Source organism: Ochrobactrum sp. SSR, assembly GCF_030067775.1.
In the GTDB taxonomy this organism is placed as follows: Bacteria; Pseudomonadota; Alphaproteobacteria; order Rhizobiales; family Rhizobiaceae; genus Brucella; species Brucella teleogrylli.
Genome location: NZ_CP125969.1, coordinates 1,709,482 through 1,729,502, shown reverse-complemented (window position 1 = coordinate 1,729,502; position 20,021 = coordinate 1,709,482). Strand labels below are relative to the sequence as shown.

Sequence of the window (20,021 nt, the reverse complement as noted above, 5' to 3'; positions counted from 1 at the left end):
TGTCCCTATTCGCTGCCGGTCTTCAGTTTGGCTTCCTTCGCGGAGTCGACCCACCATGAGAATGGATCGATGCCCAGATAATCCGGCTGCTTTTCCGGCATGCCGAACTTGTTCCAATAGGCCACATTGATGTGGTCGGAATACCATTGCGGGATCACGTAATAATTCCACAACAGCGCCCGGTCGAGCGCATGGCTTGCGGCCACCAGTTCCTCGCGATCCTTGGCATAGATCACGCGGTCGATCAGCGTGTCGATGGCCGGGTTCTTGATACCGGCATAGTTGCGGCTGCCTTTGAAATCTGCGGCCTTCGAGCCCCACATGTCGCGCTGCTCATTGCCGGGCGAGGCGGTCTGCGCGATGACCGAGGTGATGATATCATAGTCGAAATCATTGACCCGCGCCTGATATTGGGCGGTATCGACGATACGCACCGTGGCATTGATCCCGATCTTGCGCAGGCTCGCCGCAAACGGATTGTAGATGCGCTCGTCGGTCGGATCCTTGCCGAGAAATTCGATGGTGAACGGATTGCCATTCGCATCGACCAGCTTGTTGCCCTGCAATTTCCAACCCGCTTCCGCAAACAGCTTCAGAGCCGTTCGCAGATTATCGCGGGTGGCCTGCGGCGTGTCGTAAACAGGCAGCTTGAATTCCTTGGTCAGCGCATCTGCGGGGAGCGCATCCTTGACCGTTTCGAGAATGGCCTGCTCCGCCGGGGTCGGCGGGCCGCTCAGCTGCAATTCATTGCCAGCGAAATAGCTGTTGATGCGGTTATACTGATTAAAAAACAGCATGCGGTTCATGGATTCGAAGTCGAAAGCATAGGTCAGCGCTTGACGAACTTTCGGGTCCTTGAACTTGTCGCGCCGCGTATTCAGGAAATAGCCCTGCATGCGGCCGACGGCATTATACGGGAAGGACTTCTTGACGACGTCACCGCGCTCGACTGCCGGAAAATTATACTGTTCCGCCCAGCGCTGGGCGCGGTTTTCGTTACGATAATCATACTGGCCGCCCTTCTTGAAGGCTTCCCAGGTTGCATCTTCGTTGAAGTAATACTCGTAGACGACGCGGTCGAAATTGTTGCGACCGACATTCACGGCCAGGTCTTTGCCCCAGTAATCATCGACGCGCGCCCAGGTGATGGATCGTCCCGGCGCAACGCGGTCGATCTTGTAGGCAGAAGAACCCAGCGGAATTTCCAGCGTCGGGCGGCTGATATCGCGCTGTTTGCCCTGCGCGTCCTTGCCCTCCCACCAATGCTGCGGCAGCACTGCGAGCTGGCCCATGATTTGCGGCAATTCGCGATTGCCCTTTTGGCTGAAGTTGAACTTCACCTCGTGGTCGCCGGTCTTTTCCGCGCTTTCCACGTCGCCATAATATTTGTTGTAAAGTGGCGACTGTTTCTTAAGCACATTGAAGGACCAGATCACGTCTTCCACGGTGATCGGCTGACCGTCATGCCATTTGGCGTTCGGGTTGAGCTTGAACTTCACCCAGGAATAATCATCCGGGTACTGAAGCGCTTCGGCGATCAGCGGATACTGTGTCGATCCCTGATCGAGCGAATCTGTCATCAGCGTATCGTAGAGCATGCCGCCGCCGAAGTCTGACAGGCCCGCTGCGGCGACGCCCTGCACGACGAACGGGTTGAGACTGTCGAATGTGCCGACGGCCACCTGATTGAGCGTGCCGCCCTTCGGCGCTTGCGGGTTTACGTAGTCGTAATGCTTGAAATCAGCCGCATATTTGGGCTCGCCGAGCAGGCTGGAAGAACTGCGCCATTGGGGTTCCACGTCGCTCGCATGGCTTAACGACATTGTGCTTGCAAGCATGGCAACCGCAAATGCACCCGCCCAAAACGCTTTCATCCAGTCTCTCCGTTTCTGCTTCGGATCATCTGTATGAGTCTTATGGGTTTTTGCGGAGGAAGAAAGGCACCGGGACAATAAATTTCATCGTCCAAATGAAAAAGCCCGGTTGAAACCGGGCTTTTCGATCATTCTTGCGCTATTAGTTCGCCGGTGCGGCTGGCTTTTCGCCTTCCGGTGCAGGCGCTGCATCCGCAGGCTTAGCATCGCCGCCTGCCGGTGCGGCATCAGCGGCTGGAAGTGGAGCCGGGTTGTCGGACAGCGTGCGCAGATAGGCGATCAGATCGGCGCGCTCATTGTCCTTCTTGTCGCCCGCAAAGCCCATGGCCGTGCCCTTGATGAAGCCTTTTGGCGACGTCAGGAACTTGTTGAGATGCTCGAAGTCCCACTTGTTGCCGCCTGCGCCGAATTCCTTCATGGCGGACGAATAGCCAAAACCTTCAACGGAAGCCGCCGGACGGTTCACGACATCCCACAGATGCGGGCCGACCTTGTTTGCGCCGCCCTTTTCGCCGGTGTGGCAGGCAGCACAGCGCTTGAAAACTGTTTCGCCGCGCGCAGGATCGGCGGATTGCAGCAATGTTGCGATGGAAACTTCTTCCTTGGCCGGTGCAGCTCCCCCTTCACCGGTCGACGCTTCCGCCGCTTCGATTATAAAACCGGGCTTTTCCGGTGCAGGCGAATGAAACAGCGCATCGGACAGGATGCCCGTCGTCATGACAACGAAAACCGTTGCCAGAAAAGCCATGATAAACTTGTTAGTCCGGGTTGAATTCATCGCCGGTCAGCGCTCCCTCTACCAAAACGCTCTCCCCGAGAACGCTCTCCTCAGCCGACATGCGCACCTCATATGAGGTTGCAATTCTCTCCGCGGCATCGGGCGGAAACTAGGTCTTTTACCAGGGCGATGCAACACCTATAAGGGTAACCAGACCCGTGACTTTTTGACACTTTTGCAGCATTTACAGTGCGGATAAAACTCCTCGAAAGACGGCCACGATCCGACGAGACAACAAGAGGCGACCATGCTTCAGACCTTAAAGACCCTTACTCTTATTCCGGCAAGACTGGCCGCCACGCGCTTGCCGAACAAGCCGCTGGCCGATATTTGCGGGAAGCCGATGATCGTGCATGTGGCCGACAGAGCCGCCGCCGCCAAGCTTGGGCGCGCCGTCGTTGCGACCGATAGCGAGGAAATTTTTGCCGCCGTCACTGCGCATGGCCACGAAGCCGTCATGACCCGCACCGATCACGAATCGGGTTCGGACCGCATCTATGAAGCGCTTTTGAAGCTCGATCCGGCTGGCGAGTTCGATGCCGTGGTCAATGTGCAGGGTGATTTGCCGACCATAGATCCCGACATAATCCGCAGCGCTCTGCTGCCGCTCGAAGACGGTCCGGCAGATATTGCGACGCTTGGCGTCGAGATTGAGGAAGAATCGGAAAAGACCAATCCGAGCGTGGTGAAGATCGTCGGCTCGCCGCTGGCGGGCAGTTCGCGTCTGCGCGCGCTCTATTTCACCCGCGCCACGGCGCCTTATGGCGACGGCCCGCTCTATCATCATATCGGCCTTTATGCCTATCGCCGTTCGGCGCTGGAGAAATTCGTGAAACTCGGGCCGTCGCCGCTGGAAAAGCGCGAAAAGCTTGAGCAATTGCGCGCTTTGGAAGCCAGCATGCGCATCGATGTCGAAGTGGTGAAAACGGTGCCGCTGGGCGTCGATACGCCCGCCGACCTTGACCGCGCCCGACTTCTTGTCGCAAAGGGTCTTTGACAAGGTCAACAACCAGGAAAGCCCCGCGAGTGAGGGGCGTTTGAGAAAGTACGACGACGATGAAAACCAACCGGATTTCTTTTCAGGGTGAAGCGGGTGCCAATTCCGATACGGCGTCGCGCAACATGTTTCCCGGTATGGAGCCTTTGCCGTGTCCGACTTTTGAAGACGCTTTCAACGCGGTCGAGACCGGCGCTGCCGATCTGGCGATGATCCCGATCGAGAATACGCTGGCTGGTCGCGTTGCGGATATTCATTATCTGCTGCCGCTGGCCGATATGCACATTGTGGGCGAATATTTCCTGCCGATCCATTTTCAGCTGATGGTGCTTCCGGGCGTCAAGCGCGAGGAAATCAAGACGGTTCACAGCCATATTCACGCGCTCGGCCAGTGCCGCAAGGTCATCCGCCAGAACGGCTGGAAGCCGGTCATCGCGGGTGATACGGCGGGCGCTGCCCGTCTCGTCGCCGACATGCAGGACCGTTCGATGGCAGCGCTCGCGCCGCGTCTGGCCGCCGATCTCTACGGCCTCGATATTCTGGAAGAAAATGTCGAGGACGCGGAAGACAATGTGACCCGCTTCGTGGTTCTGTCGAAGGAAAAGCAATGGGCACCACGCCCGGAAAACGGCGAACGCATCATGACGACGTTTGTTTTCCGCGTGCGCAACGTTCCGGCAGCGCTTTACAAGGCGATGGGCGGCTTTGCCACCAACGGCGTCAATATGACCAAGCTCGAAAGCTATCAGATCGGCGGGCGTTTTATCGCCACGCAGTTCTATGCCGATATTGAGGGCCACCCTGAAGACCGCAATGTACAGCTCGCTTTGGAGGAACTCGAATTCTTCTCCAAGGAAGTACGTATTCTCGGCGTCTATCGGGGCAGCGACATTCGCGGCACGCAGTTGCTCGCCGCGGAATAATTCACGAAAATATCGGGCAGAATCAGTTTTCCGCCCATGCCTTGATCAGATGGGTTGCGATGGCGCCGGATGGTGGCACTCGCAGCCCATTTTCATGGGTGCCCGCCAGCATGGTGCGGACTTCATCCTTGCCGAACCAGCGACCGTCTTCCAGTTCCGAGCGGTCGATAGTGAAGTCGTCCGACAGCACTTCGGCATGGCAGCCGATCATCAGCGAATAGGGAAACGGCCAGGGCTGGCTGGCGTGATATCCGACGCGACCAATGGCGAGCCCCATTTCCTCAAGGCTTTCACGACGAACCGCTGCTTCAATCGTCTCGCCATGTTCGATGAAACCAGCAAGGCAGGAATAGGAACCGGCAGCAAAATGCGGGCTGCGCGCGAGAATGCATTTGTCACCGCGCACCGGCAGCATGATCGCCACCGGATCGGTGCGCGGGAAATGCTCGGCGCTGCAATTTGGACATTGACGCTTGGCACCACCGGCGCGCATTTCGGTCTTTGTGCCACAACGCCCGCAGAAACGGTGATTGTTGTGCCAGGCAGTTAGTGCCGCTGCTTGCGCCAGCGCGCCCAGCAGATCGGCTGAAACCAGCCCTTCCATATAGATGCTGCGATAGTCCTGCGCCCGAAACGGTACTTCCAGCGCCTCGGGATCGATGGGGGCCATCAGGGCGACGAGCGGCGTGCCATCCTGCAACCCCAGAAACACCGGCTCGTGCAGATCGGGTGCAAAGTCCCTCGCTTCGCTGAAGCGGAAGAGCGCGCGCGGCGTCTTTTCATCGGTGTAATCGAGCAGAAGCTTGTTGCCGCCCAAAAGCATGACGCGCGTTTCCGGCAGTTCCAGCGCGGTGAAGGCCGAATCGTCCTGACGTTTTTCGGACTGGCGGTCGATGCGGTTGCCACCAAAGCCGACAAAACGGCTCGGTTCTATTTCCGGCAGATCGTAGAGGCGGAAAGCCATGATGCTCTCGAATTGCTGTTGTTGGGAGAATTACAGCGCCGCGCGAATGTCGGCGATCAGCTTGCGGGCGTCTTTTTCGTCATAGGCTTCACGCGTGCCATGGCCCCAGACGGGGCCGGGCCATCCCGCATCGCCCTCGTTGCGGGCAATCACATGCAGATGAAGCTGGCGCACGATATTGCCGAGGGCTCCGGTGTTGATTTTCTGGCACTCGGTCACGGTTTTCAGCGCCTGCGCTACCAATCCGGCCTCGAAGGTAAGAATCGTCTGGTCGAGCGGCGTCAGATCGTGAATTTCTGAAAGATCGGCCCTGCGCGGCACGAGGATAAGCCACGGCCAGCGGCGGTCATTCATCAGTCGCAACTCGCAAAGGCCGAGCACGGCGACGGAAAAAGTGTCGGCATCAAGCCGTTTATCGAGTTCGAACTGTGTCATAAGCTGTTTCCTATCAGTTTTTTTCGTTCTGCGCTTGCTTTTTGCGCTGCGATTGACGATATGCAGCGTGGGAGGTTGGTGGTGGACGAGCCACTCGCCAACCGGGTCAGGTCCGGAAGGAAGCAGCCCTAACGAGCCAGGCACGGGTCGCCGTGCCAGCCTCCCACCTTTTTCTCATTCGCCACTTTTCTTGGCTATCTGGCGGCTGTTGATGAACAGTGTCCGTTGTTGACCTTGCTCATACGTCCGGTCCAAACTGTCGGTCGAGAAAAAAGCGTAACAGGAAGAACGGAAGGGTCGCCATGGATACGAAATCCGCTGGCATAGCTGCCGATGGGGCCTATCGCGTTCTCGCCCGCAAATACCGTCCGCAGAATTTCAACGATCTCGTCGGCCAGGAGCCGATGGTGCGCACGCTCAAAAATGCGTTCGAGACCGGTCGCATCGCGCAGGCCTGGATGCTGACCGGCGTTCGCGGCGTTGGCAAAACGACGACGGCGCGCATTCTGGCGCGGGCGCTCAATTACAAGACCGATACTGTCGATCAGCCGACCATCGACCTTTCCGTGCCCGGCGAGCATTGTCAGGCAATTATGGAAGGCCGCCATGTCGATGTGATCGAGATGGACGCTGCCTCGCATACCGGCATTGACGATATTCGCGAGATCATTGAGCAGGTGCGCTATCGCCCGGTTTCAGCGCGCTACAAAGTCTATATCATCGACGAAGTGCACATGCTCTCTAATCAGGCCTTCAATGGTCTGTTGAAGACGCTGGAAGAGCCGCCGCCGCATGTGAAATTCATCTTCGCCACCACCGAAATCCGCAAGGTGCCGATCACGGTTCTGTCGCGCTGCCAGCGCTTCGACCTGCGCCGCATCGAATCGGGCACGCTGGCGCAGCATTTGCGCCGCATTGCGGAGGCCGAGCAGATCGAAGTCGATGATGCGTCGCTCGCCATGATTGCGCGAGCTGGAGAAGGTTCCGCCCGCGATTCGCTGTCGATCTTCGATCAGGCCATTGCGCATGGTGCCGGTCAGGTCAGTGCGGAAGCCGTGCGTTCCATGCTGGGGCTTGCCGACCGCGCCCGCATCATCGACCTGTTCGAAATGCTGATGCGCGGCGATGTGGCTGGCGCTCTCACCGAGTTTCGCGCCCAATATGATGTGGGTGCCGATCCCTCGGTGGTGCTAACTGATCTGGCCGATTTCAATCATCTGGTAACACGACTGCGCTTCACGCCCGATGTGGCGGAAGATGTGTCGCTGTCGGAAGATGAACGCGTGCGCGGTCGCGATTTTGCGCAAAAGCTGTCCGTGCGCGTGCTGTCGCGCACCTGGCAGATGCTACTCAAGGGCATTGCGGAAGTGGATACGGCGACAAGGCCGGTGCAGGCTGCCGAAATGTTGCTGATCCGTCTGGCCCATGCTGCCGATCTGCCGACGCTGGACGAAGCCTTGCGCGGCCTTGAAAACGGTTCTGTTTCTGCTCCGCGTCCGCAGCCTCCGGGCAATCCTCGCTCCAATGGCAACGGCGCGCCGGAAGCACGTTTCGCGGCCGATGCCGTCGGTTCGGCCTCGATGGCATCCGCCTCGGGCGGTCCGGCCACGGCCATGCGTATCGTGGAAACGGCTCCACAACCGGTTCAGCCGCCTGCTCCGCAGCCGGTCGCCGAGAGTGCAGCGCAGCCTTCCGTGCCGGTCAACAGCCTGAACGACATTGTTGCGATGGCCGACAAGCATCGCAACATGCAGTTCAAGATTCTGGTCAAGAACTGCGTGCGTCTGGCCTCCATCGCGCCGGGACGACTTGAAATCGGCCTGACCGACGATGCGCCGAAATCGCTGCCGAGCGAGATCGCGCAGCATCTTTTGAACTGGACCGGCATTCGCTGGGTGGTGACGGTGGCGCGTGATGTCGCGAGCCAGACGGTTGCCGAAGCGGAAACGGAGCGTCGCGACAATCTTGTCACCGATGCCCGCGCCGATCCGGATGTGGCAGCCATTCTCGCGGCCTTTCCGGGCGCGAAAATCACCGACGTGCGCATTGCCGTGGCGGAACAGAACGATGACGAGGACATTGACCTCGACGCCGTTTCGGAAGTGCCCGGTGTGCCGTCTGAAGACGACTGAATTATTGAAGACTATGGAGTAAACCCATGCGTGACATGATGGGCATGATGAAGCAGGCGAAGGAATTGCAGGCCAAGATGAAGGCCATGCAGGACGAAATCGCCAATCTGGAAGCCACGGCCTCTTCCGGTGGCGGTCTGGTGACGATCACCCTGTCCGGCAAGGGCACCTTGTCGGCGCTGAAGATCGATCCGTCGCTGGCCAAGGAAGACGAGGTCGAAATCCTCGAAGACCTGATCATCGCGGCCCACAACGATGCCAAGGCAAAGCTTGAAGCCGTGATGGCCGAAAAGACGCAGTCGCTGACGGCGGGTCTTCCCATTCCTCCGGGTTTCAAGCTGCCGTTTTAAGGGAGTAGGGGAATAAGGGAATAGGGGAGTATGTTTGGCCGGCTGGTTGCCGCCATGTCGCATATCCCTCATTCTCGTCCCCTACTCACTTATTCCCCTATTCCCTTACTCCCTTACAAAAAATGTCCAAACGAATCGCCGGTCCCGAAATCGAACGACTGATCCAGCTTCTTGCCCGTGTACCGGGTCTGGGGCCGCGTTCGGCGCGCCGTGCGGCGCTGCATCTCATCAAGAAGAAGGAAGCGCTTCTGGTGCCGCTGGGCGGCGCCATGCAGGACGCTGCCGAAAAGGTGCGCATTTGTTCGTGCTGCGGCAATGTCGACACGTCCGATCCCTGCACCATCTGCACGGACGAGCGCCGCGACCCCACCACGCTGATCGTGGTGGAAGACGTGTCCGATCTTTGGGCGCTGGAACGGGCGGGCACGATGAATGTCCGTTATCATGTCCTGGGCGGTCGTCTGTCGCCGCTCGACGGCATCGGTCCTGACGACCTCAATATCAAGGGGCTGGTGGAACGTGTCGCGACCGGCGAAATCAAAGAAGTGATTCTCGCAGTCAATGCGACTGTCGAAGGCCAGACCACCGCGCATTACATTACCGATCAATTGGCGAATTTCGAGGTTCGCGTCACACGGCTCGCTCATGGCGTCCCGGTGGGCGGCGAACTCGATTATCTGGATGAGGGCACGCTGGCTGCCGCCTTGCGAGCGAGAACCACCCTTTAGTTATTCAGGAGAAACATGATGGCAGCAAGCCGTTGGAAGCATGCTTTGAAAACTGCTCTGGGGCTTGTCGTCATTCTTGCTGTTTCTCCTGCCGTCGCAGCGCCCTCCAAGGCGCAGGTCGAAAGCCAGTATCGCAACTGGATCGAGCAAGATCTCTGGCCTGAGGCCAAGGCGGCGGGTGTTTCGCGCGCTACCTTCGATCAGGCCTTTGCCGGTGTGGCCATCAATTGGAAATTGCCGGATCTGGTCATCCCCGGGGAAAAGCCGTCGACGCCGAAAGAACAGAAACAGGCCGAGTTCGGCGCGCCGGGCAAGTATTTCAATGCGAAGACCATGGCCTCGGTCACCAGTGGCGGTCAGGCGCGTTACAGCCAATATTCGAGCCTTCTGAAACGCATCGAGCAGAAATATGGTGTTCCGGGTCCGATCATTGTCGCGATATGGGGCCGTGAATCGGGCTTCGGCACGGTCAAAATTCCCTATAATGTGTTTGAAGTTCTGGGCACGAAGGCCTTTATGGCAACGCGCAAGGACATGTTCCGCAAGGAGCTGATTGCCGCGCTCGAAATCGCCTCGAAAGGCTATATCGACGAAAACGCCATGAAAAGCTCATGGGCGGGCGCGCTTGGCCAGCCGCAATTTATGCCAACCTCCTACCTCAAGCACGCGGTCGATTTTGACGGCGACGGCAAGCGCGATATCTGGAATTCCGTGCCGGATACGCTGGCTTCCATCGCCAATTATCTGAAGCTGCACGGCTGGCAGAAGGGGCGCGACTGGGGCTTTGAGGTCAATGTCCCGCAGAGCGTGTCGTGTTCTCTGGAAGGCCCGGATCAGGGCAAGCCGATTGCCGAATGGGCCAGACTTGGCATCACCCGCGTCAATGGCAAGGCATTTCCATCCAATGAAATGAAGGGCGAAGGTTTTCTGCTCATGCCCGCCGGGCGATTTGGCCCCGCCTTCATCGTGAGCCCGAATTTCTACGTGCTCAAGGACTATAATATGAGCGATCTCTATGCGCTCTTCATCGGCCATGTCGGCGACCGCATTGCATATGGCGCAGGCGATTTCCAGCAGGCATGGGGCAATGTCGGCACGATGTATCGCTCAGATATCGGCGCCATGCAGAAGCGCTTGCAGGCGCAGGGCTATGATGTCGGCAAGCCGGACGGATTGCCGGGCTTCAAGACACGCCGCTCCATCGGCATGTGGCAGGCAAAGAACGGCTTGGCTTCGACTTGTTTTCCGCAGCCTGAACTGCTGCGTCAGATCCGCTAATCATCAATGCACGACTGACAATAAAAATGTTATTCGGTTTCTCATTTTTCTGCTATAAATGTCAGTTACTCATAGAATAATAATTCTTATTAATATGATAGTTCATAACTATATATAGGATAAAGTTCATGAGAGAAGCTGTTCCGGATTATGTTATTCTGTATCTGGAAAACCCTCGCTATCAGATGCTGCCAAAAGGCGGTATGCTCACTCAACATGAATATATCGCTCCACCGGAAGATGGTAGAATTTTCGAAAATACGCGCGGAGTGAAATATTCGGATTTTTCTCATTCTCAAAATATTGGTATATACTTTGATATAATCGATCATAAAAGAAGAACGCCGCGGCTAAATATATACATTCGTACCAGAGAGGTTTCAGTAAAAGGAAAGCCGATTAATAATGTTTATACTAATGGTCCGCGAAAATATTGGGGAGCGGAAAGATTTGCAGAGCTAATTGGGAAATTGAGACGTGAGCATGAATTTGATCACATACGAATGCTCACGGATTATTCTGCTAACGGCGGAGAAAATTCGTTTGCAGCGCAGTTGGCGATTAAAACCGGATTGCCTGTGACCGGTTTTCGGGGGGAAGTTAGGCTGAAGGCTGTAAAAGTTGTTCAACAGGCAGCGATTGGCTTCTCTCCTTATCCCACTCCGATGAATTATCAGAGGCGCTCTGTGGGGGGGAGGCCTGGCGTCCCACTGCGTTGGCTAAAGATTTTTACCCGACCTTTGGTTCGCGCGGTTTCGATAATATGCCAGAGTACCTTGCCGGAGCATTAGTTATTTAAGATTTTTTTTGGAGTATAAGCTATTTTAGTGGCAAGGTTGCGCCCCTCTGTTTTGTCACAGAGAGCACAGTGATGGTATCTATAGTGAGTTTCCATGAAAATGTTACGGTGCAGAGGGTGTGGGTTATATATTATAGAATAATTATAAATTATTATATTTACATAATACTATATATTTTAATTATTCATAGGAAATTTTATTATAGAATCTCGTTTCTGCGGGTGTAAATTACGACATGTAACCGATGTCACTCGGCAGAGTTAACCGTCGACGTAATTAGCCTCAAAAACGCATCCTTAGCTTTTGTATTATGCCGCTCCTTCTGAGTGATAAGTAGAAACTGGCGCTGCGGCAGAATGAAGTCCGCTTTGACGAGCGTTCCTGCGGCAAGATGCGGGGCAGCGACCAGTTCCGATATGGCGGTGAGGTAGTCGCCGGAACGCACGGCTGAACAAATGGCCTCGTTGGAGGGCAGTTCCAGCGCCACATTCAACCGCGCGGGGTTATAGCCGTTGGCGCGCATGGCATCTTCGAAAACACTGCGCGTACCTGATCCCTGTTCGCGCAATATCCATTTTCCTTCAAACAGCCGGTCCCACGAGAGGCGTCCCGCTCCTCTCCATGCGTGGTCAGGGCGCGTGACCAGAATAAGCTGATCCGTCGCCACCTTGCTTATGGAAAGCGCCGGCGCCTGCACGGAGCCTTCCACGAGGCCGATATCGGCGGCGCCTTCCTGCGTTGCCGCGGTCACGCTTTCCGTATTTCCCACTGTCAGCCGCACCTCGACCAGCGGAAAGGCGCTGTGAAACTGTGCCAGAAAGGGCGGCAACCAATAGCTTGCGATGGTCTGGCTGGCATGGATGGAGAGAATGCCACGCTTGCCGCCACCGAATTCAGATAGCATACGTTCGGCAGAACGTGCGCGCGCCAGCGTTGCACGCGCTTCATCCAGAAACAGCCGTCCGTCTCCGGTCAGTTCGATACGACGTCCGATGCGGTTGAATAATGTCGCACCATAGCGCTCTTCGAGGGTGCGGATTGCCGAGCTGACGGCCGAGGGCGTCAGATGTAGAGCCTCGGAGGCGCGGGTCAGATGTTCCCGCTCCGCCACTTCAATGAAAATACGCAGTTGTTCCAGGGTCATAGCGTTATTCGTTCGATTATATCGAATGAAATATGCCATATAATGAAATGGATTGAACAGGGGAAATCGGGCATCAGATCGGAATGGAATTCTCTTTCGATATGAAATGCCGATAATGACATACTCAAAAATCCAGAACATTCTGCCCGGACTTGCCCTCAGCGTCGGTGTCGCCGCGATGGCGATAGGTCTCGAGAAGATCGAAGTGCATTATGCGGGCAGAGCATGGCTGGAAGCGCTGGTGATTGCCATTCTGCTTGGCACGGCGGTGCGGACTTTCCTGCGTCCGGGCAAACAGTTCAGCAAGGGCATCAGCTTCTCGGCAAAGATGATTCTGGAAATCGCCGTGGTGCTTCTCGGCGCTTCGATCAGTGTCAGCGCAGTGATCGCGGCAGGTTCGGGCCTTATTCTCGGCATCGCCTGCGTGGTCATTCTTGCGATTGGATTGAGCTACGGTATCGGGCGGCTGCTCAAGCTGCCGCATCGCATGGCGGTGCTGGTGGCTTGCGGCAACTCGATTTGCGGTAACTCGGCCATAGCGGCAACGGCTCCGGTCATCGGGGCCGAAAGCGAAGATGTTGCCGCCTCCATCGCTTTTACGGCGATCCTCGGCGTGGTTGTCGTGCTGTGCCTGCCATTGCTGGTGCCGCTTCTCGGCCTGTCGCACACGCAATATGGCGTGCTGGCGGGGCTGACGGTCTATGCTGTGCCGCAGGTGCTGGCTGCGACAGCTCCGGTCGCCGCCATCAGTGTGCAGTTGGGCACGCTGGTCAAGCTGGTGCGCGTGCTGATGCTCGGTCCGGTCATTCTGGCGCTGGCGGTTCTTGCCGGTAATAAAAACGCGGATGCAAAGCCGGGCTTTTTCCAACTGGTGCCGTGGTTCATCATTGGCTTTCTTGGAATGATGGCGCTGCACTCGTTGCACCTCATCCCAGAGGCACTCCTCCCCGGCATTCAATATGCGTCGACGCTTCTGACCATCATTTCGATGGCAGCGCTCGGTCTTGGTGTAGATGTACGGTCGGTAGCGCAGGCTGGCGGGCGGGTAACGCTGACGGCGGTTCTCTCGCTGCTGGCGCTCGGCATCATCAGCCTCGGACTGATCCATATGCTCGGTGTCGTGTGACGGAAGCAGCCCCGCCTCGATGCGAGGACAGGGCTGTTTCCTGATCTCAGGACAATGTTCAATCAGAACTTATAAGCGACGCCGAGACGAACTTCGTTTGTCGACAGCTTGCCACTGCCACCAACGCTGGTATTATCAAAATTGTAGTTGTGCTTGTTGAAATCGGTGTAACGATATTCAACGCGGGTGACGATATTGTCGGTCACAGCGTAATCAATACCGCCGCCGATGGTCCAGCCGGCCTGTGTTTTCGATTCCGACAAAAGCTTCTCGCCTAGAACATGCAGCTTGTCTTCGATATTGCCGAACGCCACGCCGCCAGCGATATAAGGCAGGAAACGGTCAACGGCGTAACCCACGCGCGCGCGGGCTGCCCCAGACCAACGCAATTGCGTTTTGCCTGATGCGAGATCTCCGACAGATTCGGTCTTGCCAACCGCTGTGCCAGTGAAATCGCCATCAACGCCCAAGATAACATTTGTCCCGGTATCAATATTATACCCGGCATAAATACCGCCGAGGAAACCGTCCAGTTTTCCTATGGAGTTATAGGACGGTCCGACCGTGTATTTGGTATTTGCCCATCCGTAGCCGACCTGCCCGCCGATATAAGCGCCGCCCCAGTTGAAGGGAGTGGCAATCGGGACTGCTGGTGCAACAGGTGCCTCGGGAACAATGACGTCTGCGGCATAGGCATTCGTGGCGATCAGAGCCAAAATGCCAGACGCGATCATGGAAAATCTTGCACCCAATATATTTCTCCTAAATATAACAAAGCAAATGTAAGTAACATCCGCAAATAAAACGAATATATAGAGGAGTCAAATTAATTTTAGAACTAATTAAAATACAACAATTGCGTATTATTATGAAAAACCAAAAGAAAAAAGCCCGCTATAAAGCGGGCTTTTCCGTGTTTGCAAGAAGAGGGAAAAGATTAGTTCTTTTCCTGCTTCTTCAGAGCGGCACCGAGGATGTCGCCGAGCGAAGCGCCGGAGTCGGTCGAACCGTACTGAGCGACAGCTTCCTTTTCTTCGGCGATTTCGAGCGCCTTGATCGAGACCTGCAGCTTGCGGGTCTTCTTGTCGAAAGCGATGACGCGCGCGTCAACCTTCTGACCGACCGTGAAGCGTTCCGGACGCTGTTCTTCGCGATCACGCGAAAGATCCGAACGGCGGATGAAGCTGTCGAGGTCGTGATCGACCAGACGAACTTCGAGGCCACCATCGGTAACAGCGGTCACTTCGCAGGTTACAACGGCGTTCTTGCGCAGTTCGCCCGAAGCTGCTGCTTCACCGACCTTGTCGCCGGAAAGCTGCTTGATGCCAAGCGAGATGCGTTCCTTGTCGATATCGACGTCGAGAACGACAGCCTTGACCACTTCGCCCTTGTTGTACTCTTCGATAACCTGTTCGCCTGGACGGTTCCAGTCGAGATCGGAGAGGTGAACCATGCCGTCAACGTCGCCGTCGAGACCAATGAACAGGCCGAATTCGGTCTTGTTCTTGACTTCGCCTTCAACAACGGTGCCGGTCGGGTACTTCTGAGCGAACGTCGTCCACGGATTGTCGAGGGTCTGCTTGAGGCCGAGAGAGATGCGGCGCTTGACCGGATCAACTTCGAGCACAACGACTTCGACTTCCTGGGTGGTGGAGAGAATCTTGCCCGGATGGACATTCTTCTTGGTCCACGACATTTCGGAAACGTGGATCAGGCCTTCGATGCCCGGCTCGATTTCCACGAATGCACCGTAGTCAGTGATGTTCGTGACGGTGCCGGTGATCTTTTTGCCGATCGGGTACTTCGCGCCGATACCATCCCAAGGATCGCTCTCGAGCTGCTTCATGCCGAGCGAGATACGATGGGTTTCCTGGTTGATGCGGATGATCTGCACCTTGACCGTCTGGCCGATGGTGAGGATTTCCGACGGATGGTTGACGCGGCGCCATGCCATGTCGGTGACGTGCAGGAGACCGTCGATGCCGCCGAGGTCAACGAACGCACCGTAATCGGTGATGTTCTTGACGACGCCTTCAACGACCTGACCTTCTTCAAGGTTCTGGACGATTTCCGAACGCTGTTCCGCACGGCTCTCTTCAAGAACGGTACGACGCGAGACAACGATGTTGCCGCGACGCTTGTCCATCTTGAGGATTTCGAACGGCTGCGGGACGTGCATGAGCGGGGTGACGTCGCGGATCGGACGGATGTCGACCTGCGAACGCGGCAGGAAGGCAACAGCGCCGTCGAGGTCGACGGTGAAACCACCCTTGACCTGATTGAAGATCACACCGTCGACGCGCTCGCCATTGGCGAACTTCTGCTCGAGCTTGACCCAGCTTTCTTCACGACGTGCTTTTTCGCGCGAGAGAACAGCTTCGCCGAGAGCGTTTTCGATACGCTCGACGTAAACTTCAACTTCATCGCCCGGCTTCAGCGTGCCGTCTTTGCCCTTTGCGCCGAATTCCTTCAGCGGTACGCGGCCTTCGACCTTCAGACCGGCGTCGATGATCGCCATGTCCTTTTCGATGGCGACGATGCGGCCCTTGACGACATAGCCTTCAGCAAGATCGTTTTGCGCGAAGGATTCTGCCAGCAGGGACTCGAAATCTGCGCGGGAGGGGTTGGATTGAGACATATATACTCCTGATGCATCCGGAAAATTCATCGGATGCGGCGCCGGGGGTTCGTGTTGTACACTGTCCGACCTCGGCTCCGTCTTTGCAGACAACCGGCGCGTGGAACGCGAAGTCAGACTATTTGTTATTCGAGCAGCCTATATAGGGCCGACCGGGCATTTTTCCAGCATTTCCGGGGCAAATTCAGGCCAAAGAGCCTTAAAATGCTGGTCCGTTATGCCTTATGACGCGCGAGAGCCTCATCGATGAGGTTTTTCGCCGCCAGAAATGCCGCTTCTATACTCATTTCGCTCGTATCAAGCAAGTGCGCGTCTTCGGCAGGGCGCAAAGGAGAATCAGTGCGGTTGGTGTCGCGCTCGTCGCGCTTCTTCAGATCGGCGAGAATTTCGCCAAGGTCGGCAGCGCCGCCGCTTGAAACAATCTCGTCGTAACGCCGCTCGGCGCGTACTTCCGGCGAAGCGGTGACGAACAGCTTTATCTCCGCCTTGGGGCAGACCACCGTGCCGATATCGCGACCATCGAGGACGCTGGCCGGAAGGGCCGCCGCAAAATGGCGCTGGGCTTCGACAAGCGCACGCCGCACGGCTGGCATGACCGCAACCTTGGATGCGGCCTCGCCGATATCATGGGCGGAGAGCACGGTCTTGTCCATTTCGCGTAAGTCGAGATGGCGGGCCGCATCGGCTGCCAGCAGCTCATCATCAAGCGGCAGGTTCTTGTCGAGAAGCGCCTTGGCGACTGCGCGATAGGTCAGTCCGGTGTCGAGATGCGGTATGCCGTAATGCGTGGCGATGCGCCGGGCAAGGGTTCCCTTGCCCGAGGCTGCCGGTCCATCGATGGCGACGATGAATGGCTTCATTCGGCTTCGCTCGGCTCGATCTTCGCGCCCATTCCGGTCATGAGGTCCATGAATTCCGGGAAGGAGGTTGCGATCATCGTGCTGTCGTCAACGGTCACAGGCTTTTCAGAGGCAAGGCCCATGACAAGGAAGCTCATCGCGATACGGTGATCGAGATGGGTGGCGACGACACCGCCGCCGATGCCCTTGCCGTCGGGACGACCGCGAACGGTGAGCGACATCTCGCCTTCCGTGCAATCGACGCCGTTGACTTCGAGGCCGCGGGCAACCGCTGCCAGACGATCCGATTCCTTGACGCGCAGCTCATCAAGCCCGTCCATGATCGTTTCGCCTTCCGCGAAAGTCGCAGCGATGGCCAGCACCGGATATTCGTCGATCATCGAAGGCGCACGCTCCGGCGGAACGGTGACGCCCTTGAGCTTCGACGATTTCACGCGCAGATCGGCAACATCTTCACCGCCAGCGAGACGTTCATTAAAGACTTCAATATCAGCGCCCATTTCCTGCAAGGTGAGGATCAGGCCCGTGCGGGTCGGATTCATCAAAACATTGCGGATGGTGATATCCGAACCTTCGACCAGCAACGCTGCAACCAGCGGGAACGCCGTTGAGGATGGATCGCCCGGAACATCGATGGTCTGGCCGATCAGCTTACCCTGTCCGGTGATGCGGATATGGCGCACGCCATCCTTGTCGGTCTCGACGGTGAGATCAGCGCCAAAGCCCTGCAGCATCTTTTCGGTATGGTCGCGTGTCATGACCGGCTCGATGACGGTCGTGACGCCCGGCGTGTTGAGACCGGCCAGCAGCACTGCCGACTTTACCTGCGCGGAAGCCATCGGCACGCGATAGGTGATCGGATTGGCGACGCTCGGTCCCACGAGGGTCAGCGGCATGCGGTCGCCATCGGTCGACTTCACCTGCACGCCCATCTGGCGCAGCGGGTCAAGCACGCGGCCCATCGGCCGGCGCGAAAGGGACGCATCACCGATAAAGGCGGTGGTCATGTCATAGGTGCCGACGAGGCCCATTGTCAGGCGCGCACCCGTTCCGGCATTGCCGAAATCGAGCGGTGCTTCCGGTTCAAGAAGGCAGCCATTGCCGACGCCATGGATGATCCAGGTATCGCCATCCTTTTCGATCTTGGCGCCCATGGCCTGCATGGCGCGACCGGTATTGATGACGTCTTCACCTTCAAGCAGGCCGGTAATACGGGTCTCGCCCGATGCCAGGCCGCCGAACATGAAGGAACGGTGAGAAATGGACTTGTCGCCCGGAATGCGAATTTCGCCGGCCAGTGCCTCCGAGCGGCGGGCGACTGCAGGTTTCGGGGAAGCGGAATGGGACATGGATTTTTCACTGTCGCATTTTTGGCGCGATCGCGCGCCGGGATTGAGAGATAAGCGGGGCTTCACTAGCATAGTAATACCATGCGGTCATCCGCGAATACGCCATCGATGGTCTGCCGGACGCGCCTATAATAAAGAGTCTTGGCTATTCGGCGTCTTTCGCTTTGACAAACCCGCTAAATTGCGTTTATGCACCGAACAACAAAGGCAAAGACGCGGCACCGTCCGCTGTTCCTGCTGTGGACCGGTCTTTCGGTATATTGCGGGCATATGGGTGGTCTGACAGGATCAGCCGGCGCGTTTTTGAAATGAATTTATGCCCCCGGATGAAAAGTGGCCCCCGCCACAGGCGTAACGGGAATAAAACTCACGAGGCTCAACGTGGCAAAAGCTGAACTTGGTACCAAGCGCATCGACCCGGAAACGGGCAAGAAGTTTTACGATCTGAATCGCGATCCGATCGTTTCGCCTTACACCGGCATCTCCTATCCGCGTTCTTATTTCGACGCGAATGCAGAAGCCCGCGTCGTTGAAGAAGAAGCCGAAGAGGAAGAACTGGATACGGCACTGGAAAAGCCGGATTTCGTTTCTCTTGAAGATGCCGACGATGAAGCGAAGGGTGGCGGCGACGATCTGCCGGATCTGGACGACGACGATGTCGATCTGGGCGACGACGATGACGACACCTTCCTCGAAGAGGAAGAAGACGAGGACGACGATATGTCGGGCATCCTCGGTGGTGGCGTCGGTGGCGACGACGAAGAAGGCTGATCCCGCAGAATCAGCTTGATTTCCCAGTGTTTACGACAGGGCAGCCCACGGGCTGCCCTTTCTTTTCGGCCTGCGCAGAGGCCGCTTTCCACAGCCTCCGGCGGCAGAAGCGGACAATCGGCAAATTATTTTCGCAGATGTGAAAAGAGTTGCGATTTAGCTCTTGATCTTCTGGCAAACGCCATTTAATAAGCCGCCACACCGGACAGCAAGTTCTGTCTGGCCCGCCTCGAAAGAGGTCTGATGGGGCCATAGCTCAGCTGGGAGAGCGCCTGCATGGCATGCAGGAGGTCAGCGGTTCGATCCCGCTTGGCTCCACCATTCACTTTGTGAATTGAACTTCCCCTTGTTTTCGATGTCTTGGCGTGCATGCCACATGCGCTCGCGTGCCACAAATGCGTACCACGGTACTGACCAAGTTCATCCTTGCATCTGTCTGATTCGCTCCATTCATTACGATTCAGGCTCTAAGCGCAAAATCTGCGAAAGACGAATATGTAGCAATATACTGCTGTATATTGTTGCTTAAGCTTCTGCTAATTATTGCAATTAGAGCATTTCCAGCAAAAGTGCGTAGCGTCTACGCGAGGAAATCAGTCGACTGGACTGATTTCTGATCCCGCTTCGATGCCTATAAACAAATGGATAGAGCGGTCCCACGATTCCGTTTCAACCGCAACTGCTCTAGAAAATGCAAAGAATATTTTGTTGGAGTCCGTTCCGAATAAGAATTGTTTTTATTAAAATATCTCGAATATAATTCAAAAAATCCCGCCTATAATCGCTGAAAGTATCTTCATATTAGTAATTTTGCAACAGAATATATTTTTATACTTAAAAAAGGATAGTTTATGAAAATTCCTGCTAAATTATT

Annotated in this window: 18 protein-coding genes, 1 tRNA gene and 1 other RNA gene; 11 read left to right on the top strand and 9 right to left on the bottom strand. The window is 56.4% G+C overall.

Annotated elements, in window-relative coordinates:
• Positions 1 to 5: 5 nt before the first annotated feature.
• Entirely contained in the window at positions 6 to 1,874 is a 1,869-nt protein-coding gene (locus QLQ11_RS08145; protein WP_109368063.1) for an extracellular solute-binding protein, read from the bottom strand.
• Positions 1,875 to 2,016: 142 nt separating this feature from the next.
• Positions 2,017 to 2,652, bottom strand: coding sequence for a cytochrome c family protein (locus QLQ11_RS08140; protein WP_109368064.1), 636 nt, complete (start codon positions 2,650 to 2,652; stop codon positions 2,017 to 2,019).
• A 247-nt stretch (positions 2,653 to 2,899) separates the two neighbouring features.
• Between QLQ11_RS08140 and QLQ11_RS08135 the strand changes: the two genes are divergently transcribed.
• Together QLQ11_RS08135 and QLQ11_RS08130 are read left to right on the top strand one after the other, a co-directional pair.
• Positions 2,900 to 3,649, top strand: coding sequence for a 3-deoxy-manno-octulosonate cytidylyltransferase (locus tag QLQ11_RS08135; RefSeq protein ID WP_109368065.1), 750 nt, complete (start codon positions 2,900 to 2,902; stop codon positions 3,647 to 3,649).
• 59 nt (positions 3,650 to 3,708) lie between these two features.
• Positions 3,709 to 4,572: a prephenate dehydratase gene (locus QLQ11_RS08130; protein ID WP_109368066.1), complete on the top strand. Its 864-nt coding sequence runs from the start codon at positions 3,709 to 3,711 to the stop codon at positions 4,570 to 4,572.
• A gap of 22 nt (positions 4,573 to 4,594) precedes the next feature.
• On the opposite strand, the gene nudC is transcribed toward QLQ11_RS08130, so the two are convergent.
• Entirely contained in the window at positions 4,595 to 5,536 is a 942-nt protein-coding gene (gene nudC / locus QLQ11_RS08125) for an NAD(+) diphosphatase (RefSeq protein ID WP_109368067.1), read from the bottom strand.
• A 30-nt stretch (positions 5,537 to 5,566) separates the two neighbouring features.
• A complete protein-coding gene (locus tag QLQ11_RS08120) occupies positions 5,567 to 5,971 on the bottom strand; it encodes an HIT domain-containing protein (protein WP_109368068.1) in 405 nt (134 codons plus the stop codon).
• A gap of 70 nt (positions 5,972 to 6,041) precedes the next feature.
• On the opposite strand from QLQ11_RS08120, the gene ffs reads away from it, so the two are divergent.
• The 6 genes from ffs (at position 6,042) to QLQ11_RS08090 (ending at position 11,250) form a co-directional block, all read left to right on the top strand.
• An RNA gene (gene ffs, locus QLQ11_RS08115) (signal recognition particle sRNA small type) lies at positions 6,042 to 6,138 on the top strand.
• Between the two features lie 135 nt (positions 6,139 to 6,273).
• Positions 6,274 to 8,103: a DNA polymerase III subunit gamma/tau gene (locus QLQ11_RS08110; protein WP_121537024.1), complete on the top strand. Its 1,830-nt coding sequence runs from the start codon at positions 6,274 to 6,276 to the stop codon at positions 8,101 to 8,103.
• Positions 8,104 to 8,129: 26 nt separating this feature from the next.
• Positions 8,130 to 8,453, top strand: coding sequence for a YbaB/EbfC family nucleoid-associated protein (locus tag QLQ11_RS08105; protein WP_078337775.1), 324 nt, complete (start codon positions 8,130 to 8,132; stop codon positions 8,451 to 8,453).
• Positions 8,454 to 8,575: 122 nt separating this feature from the next.
• Positions 8,576 to 9,181, top strand: coding sequence for a recombination mediator RecR (gene recR, locus QLQ11_RS08100; RefSeq protein WP_109368070.1), 606 nt, complete (start codon positions 8,576 to 8,578; stop codon positions 9,179 to 9,181).
• 18 nt (positions 9,182 to 9,199) lie between these two features.
• On the top strand, positions 9,200 to 10,459 hold the full coding sequence (locus QLQ11_RS08095; protein ID WP_109368071.1) for a lytic murein transglycosylase: 1,260 nt from the start codon (positions 9,200 to 9,202) through the stop codon (positions 10,457 to 10,459).
• Positions 10,460 to 10,587: 128 nt separating this feature from the next.
• The gene (locus QLQ11_RS08090) at positions 10,588 to 11,250 is read left to right on the top strand and encodes a hypothetical protein (RefSeq protein WP_371835851.1); all 663 of its coding nucleotides are present in this window, start codon (positions 10,588 to 10,590) and stop codon (positions 11,248 to 11,250) included.
• Between the two features lie 256 nt (positions 11,251 to 11,506).
• Here the strand turns inward: QLQ11_RS08090 and QLQ11_RS08085 are convergent, their stop codons facing one another.
• Positions 11,507 to 12,403 carry a LysR family transcriptional regulator gene (locus QLQ11_RS08085; protein WP_109368073.1) on the bottom strand — a complete coding sequence of 299 codons (897 nt, stop codon included), beginning with the start codon at positions 12,401 to 12,403 and terminating at the stop codon, positions 11,507 to 11,509.
• A gap of 106 nt (positions 12,404 to 12,509) precedes the next feature.
• Between QLQ11_RS08085 and QLQ11_RS08080 the strand changes: the two genes are divergently transcribed.
• Positions 12,510 to 13,529 (top strand): YeiH family protein, encoded by a 1,020-nt coding sequence (locus tag QLQ11_RS08080; protein ID WP_181376064.1) that lies wholly within the window; start codon positions 12,510 to 12,512, stop codon positions 13,527 to 13,529.
• Positions 13,530 to 13,591: 62 nt separating this feature from the next.
• Here the strand turns inward: QLQ11_RS08080 and QLQ11_RS08075 are convergent, their stop codons facing one another.
• The 4 genes from QLQ11_RS08075 to aroA form a co-directional block, all read right to left on the bottom strand.
• The gene (locus tag QLQ11_RS08075) at positions 13,592 to 14,263 is read right to left on the bottom strand and encodes an outer membrane protein (protein WP_109368075.1); all 672 of its coding nucleotides are present in this window, start codon (positions 14,261 to 14,263) and stop codon (positions 13,592 to 13,594) included.
• Between the two features lie 203 nt (positions 14,264 to 14,466).
• Positions 14,467 to 16,167 (bottom strand): 30S ribosomal protein S1, encoded by a 1,701-nt coding sequence (gene rpsA / locus QLQ11_RS08070; RefSeq protein WP_109368076.1) that lies wholly within the window; start codon positions 16,165 to 16,167, stop codon positions 14,467 to 14,469.
• Positions 16,168 to 16,382: 215 nt separating this feature from the next.
• Complete coding sequence (gene cmk / locus QLQ11_RS08065) at positions 16,383 to 17,027, bottom strand: (d)CMP kinase (RefSeq protein ID WP_283736007.1); 645 nt, start codon at positions 17,025 to 17,027, stop codon at positions 16,383 to 16,385.
• Entirely contained in the window at positions 17,024 to 18,376 is a 1,353-nt protein-coding gene (gene aroA / locus QLQ11_RS08060; RefSeq protein WP_109368078.1) for a 3-phosphoshikimate 1-carboxyvinyltransferase, read from the bottom strand. The genes cmk and aroA overlap by 4 nt, the downstream gene beginning before the upstream one ends.
• A gap of 381 nt (positions 18,377 to 18,757) precedes the next feature.
• Between aroA and QLQ11_RS08055 the strand changes: the two genes are divergently transcribed.
• Both QLQ11_RS08055 and QLQ11_RS08050 read left to right on the top strand, forming a co-directional pair.
• Positions 18,758 to 19,147, top strand: coding sequence for a TIGR02300 family protein (locus QLQ11_RS08055; RefSeq protein WP_109368079.1), 390 nt, complete (start codon positions 18,758 to 18,760; stop codon positions 19,145 to 19,147).
• Positions 19,148 to 19,392: 245 nt separating this feature from the next.
• Positions 19,393 to 19,468, top strand: a tRNA-Ala gene (locus QLQ11_RS08050).
• Positions 19,469 to 20,021 lie beyond the last annotated feature (553 nt).

Bases quoted from the DNA above. Each gene is read 5' to 3' on its own strand.
- cmk (WP_283736007.1), bottom strand. From the start codon at position 17,027: ATGAAGCCATTCATCGTCGCCATCGATGGACCGGCAGCCTCGGGCAAG.
- QLQ11_RS08110 (WP_121537024.1), top strand. From the start codon at position 6,274: ATGGATACGAAATCCGCTGGCATAGCTGCCGATGGGGCCTATCGCGTT.
- QLQ11_RS08130 (WP_109368066.1), top strand. From the start codon at position 3,709: ATGAAAACCAACCGGATTTCTTTTCAGGGTGAAGCGGGTGCCAATTCC.
- QLQ11_RS08090 (WP_371835851.1), top strand. From the start codon at position 10,588: ATGAGAGAAGCTGTTCCGGATTATGTTATTCTGTATCTGGAAAACCCT.
- recR (WP_109368070.1), top strand. From the start codon at position 8,576: ATGTCCAAACGAATCGCCGGTCCCGAAATCGAACGACTGATCCAGCTT.
- QLQ11_RS08145 (WP_109368063.1), bottom strand. From the start codon at position 1,874: ATGAAAGCGTTTTGGGCGGGTGCATTTGCGGTTGCCATGCTTGCAAGC.
- QLQ11_RS08140 (WP_109368064.1), bottom strand. From the start codon at position 2,652: ATGAATTCAACCCGGACTAACAAGTTTATCATGGCTTTTCTGGCAACG.
- QLQ11_RS08075 (WP_109368075.1), bottom strand. From the start codon at position 14,263: ATGATCGCGTCTGGCATTTTGGCTCTGATCGCCACGAATGCCTATGCC.
- QLQ11_RS08080 (WP_181376064.1), top strand. From the start codon at position 12,510: ATGCCGATAATGACATACTCAAAAATCCAGAACATTCTGCCCGGACTT.
- QLQ11_RS08095 (WP_109368071.1), top strand. From the start codon at position 9,200: ATGGCAGCAAGCCGTTGGAAGCATGCTTTGAAAACTGCTCTGGGGCTT.
- aroA (WP_109368078.1), bottom strand. From the start codon at position 18,376: ATGTCCCATTCCGCTTCCCCGAAACCTGCAGTCGCCCGCCGCTCGGAG.
- QLQ11_RS08105 (WP_078337775.1), top strand. From the start codon at position 8,130: ATGCGTGACATGATGGGCATGATGAAGCAGGCGAAGGAATTGCAGGCC.
- rpsA (WP_109368076.1), bottom strand. From the start codon at position 16,167: ATGTCTCAATCCAACCCCTCCCGCGCAGATTTCGAGTCCCTGCTGGCA.
- QLQ11_RS08120 (WP_109368068.1), bottom strand. From the start codon at position 5,971: ATGACACAGTTCGAACTCGATAAACGGCTTGATGCCGACACTTTTTCC.
- nudC (WP_109368067.1), bottom strand. From the start codon at position 5,536: ATGGCTTTCCGCCTCTACGATCTGCCGGAAATAGAACCGAGCCGTTTT.
- QLQ11_RS08085 (WP_109368073.1), bottom strand. From the start codon at position 12,403: ATGACCCTGGAACAACTGCGTATTTTCATTGAAGTGGCGGAGCGGGAA.
- QLQ11_RS08135 (WP_109368065.1), top strand. From the start codon at position 2,900: ATGCTTCAGACCTTAAAGACCCTTACTCTTATTCCGGCAAGACTGGCC.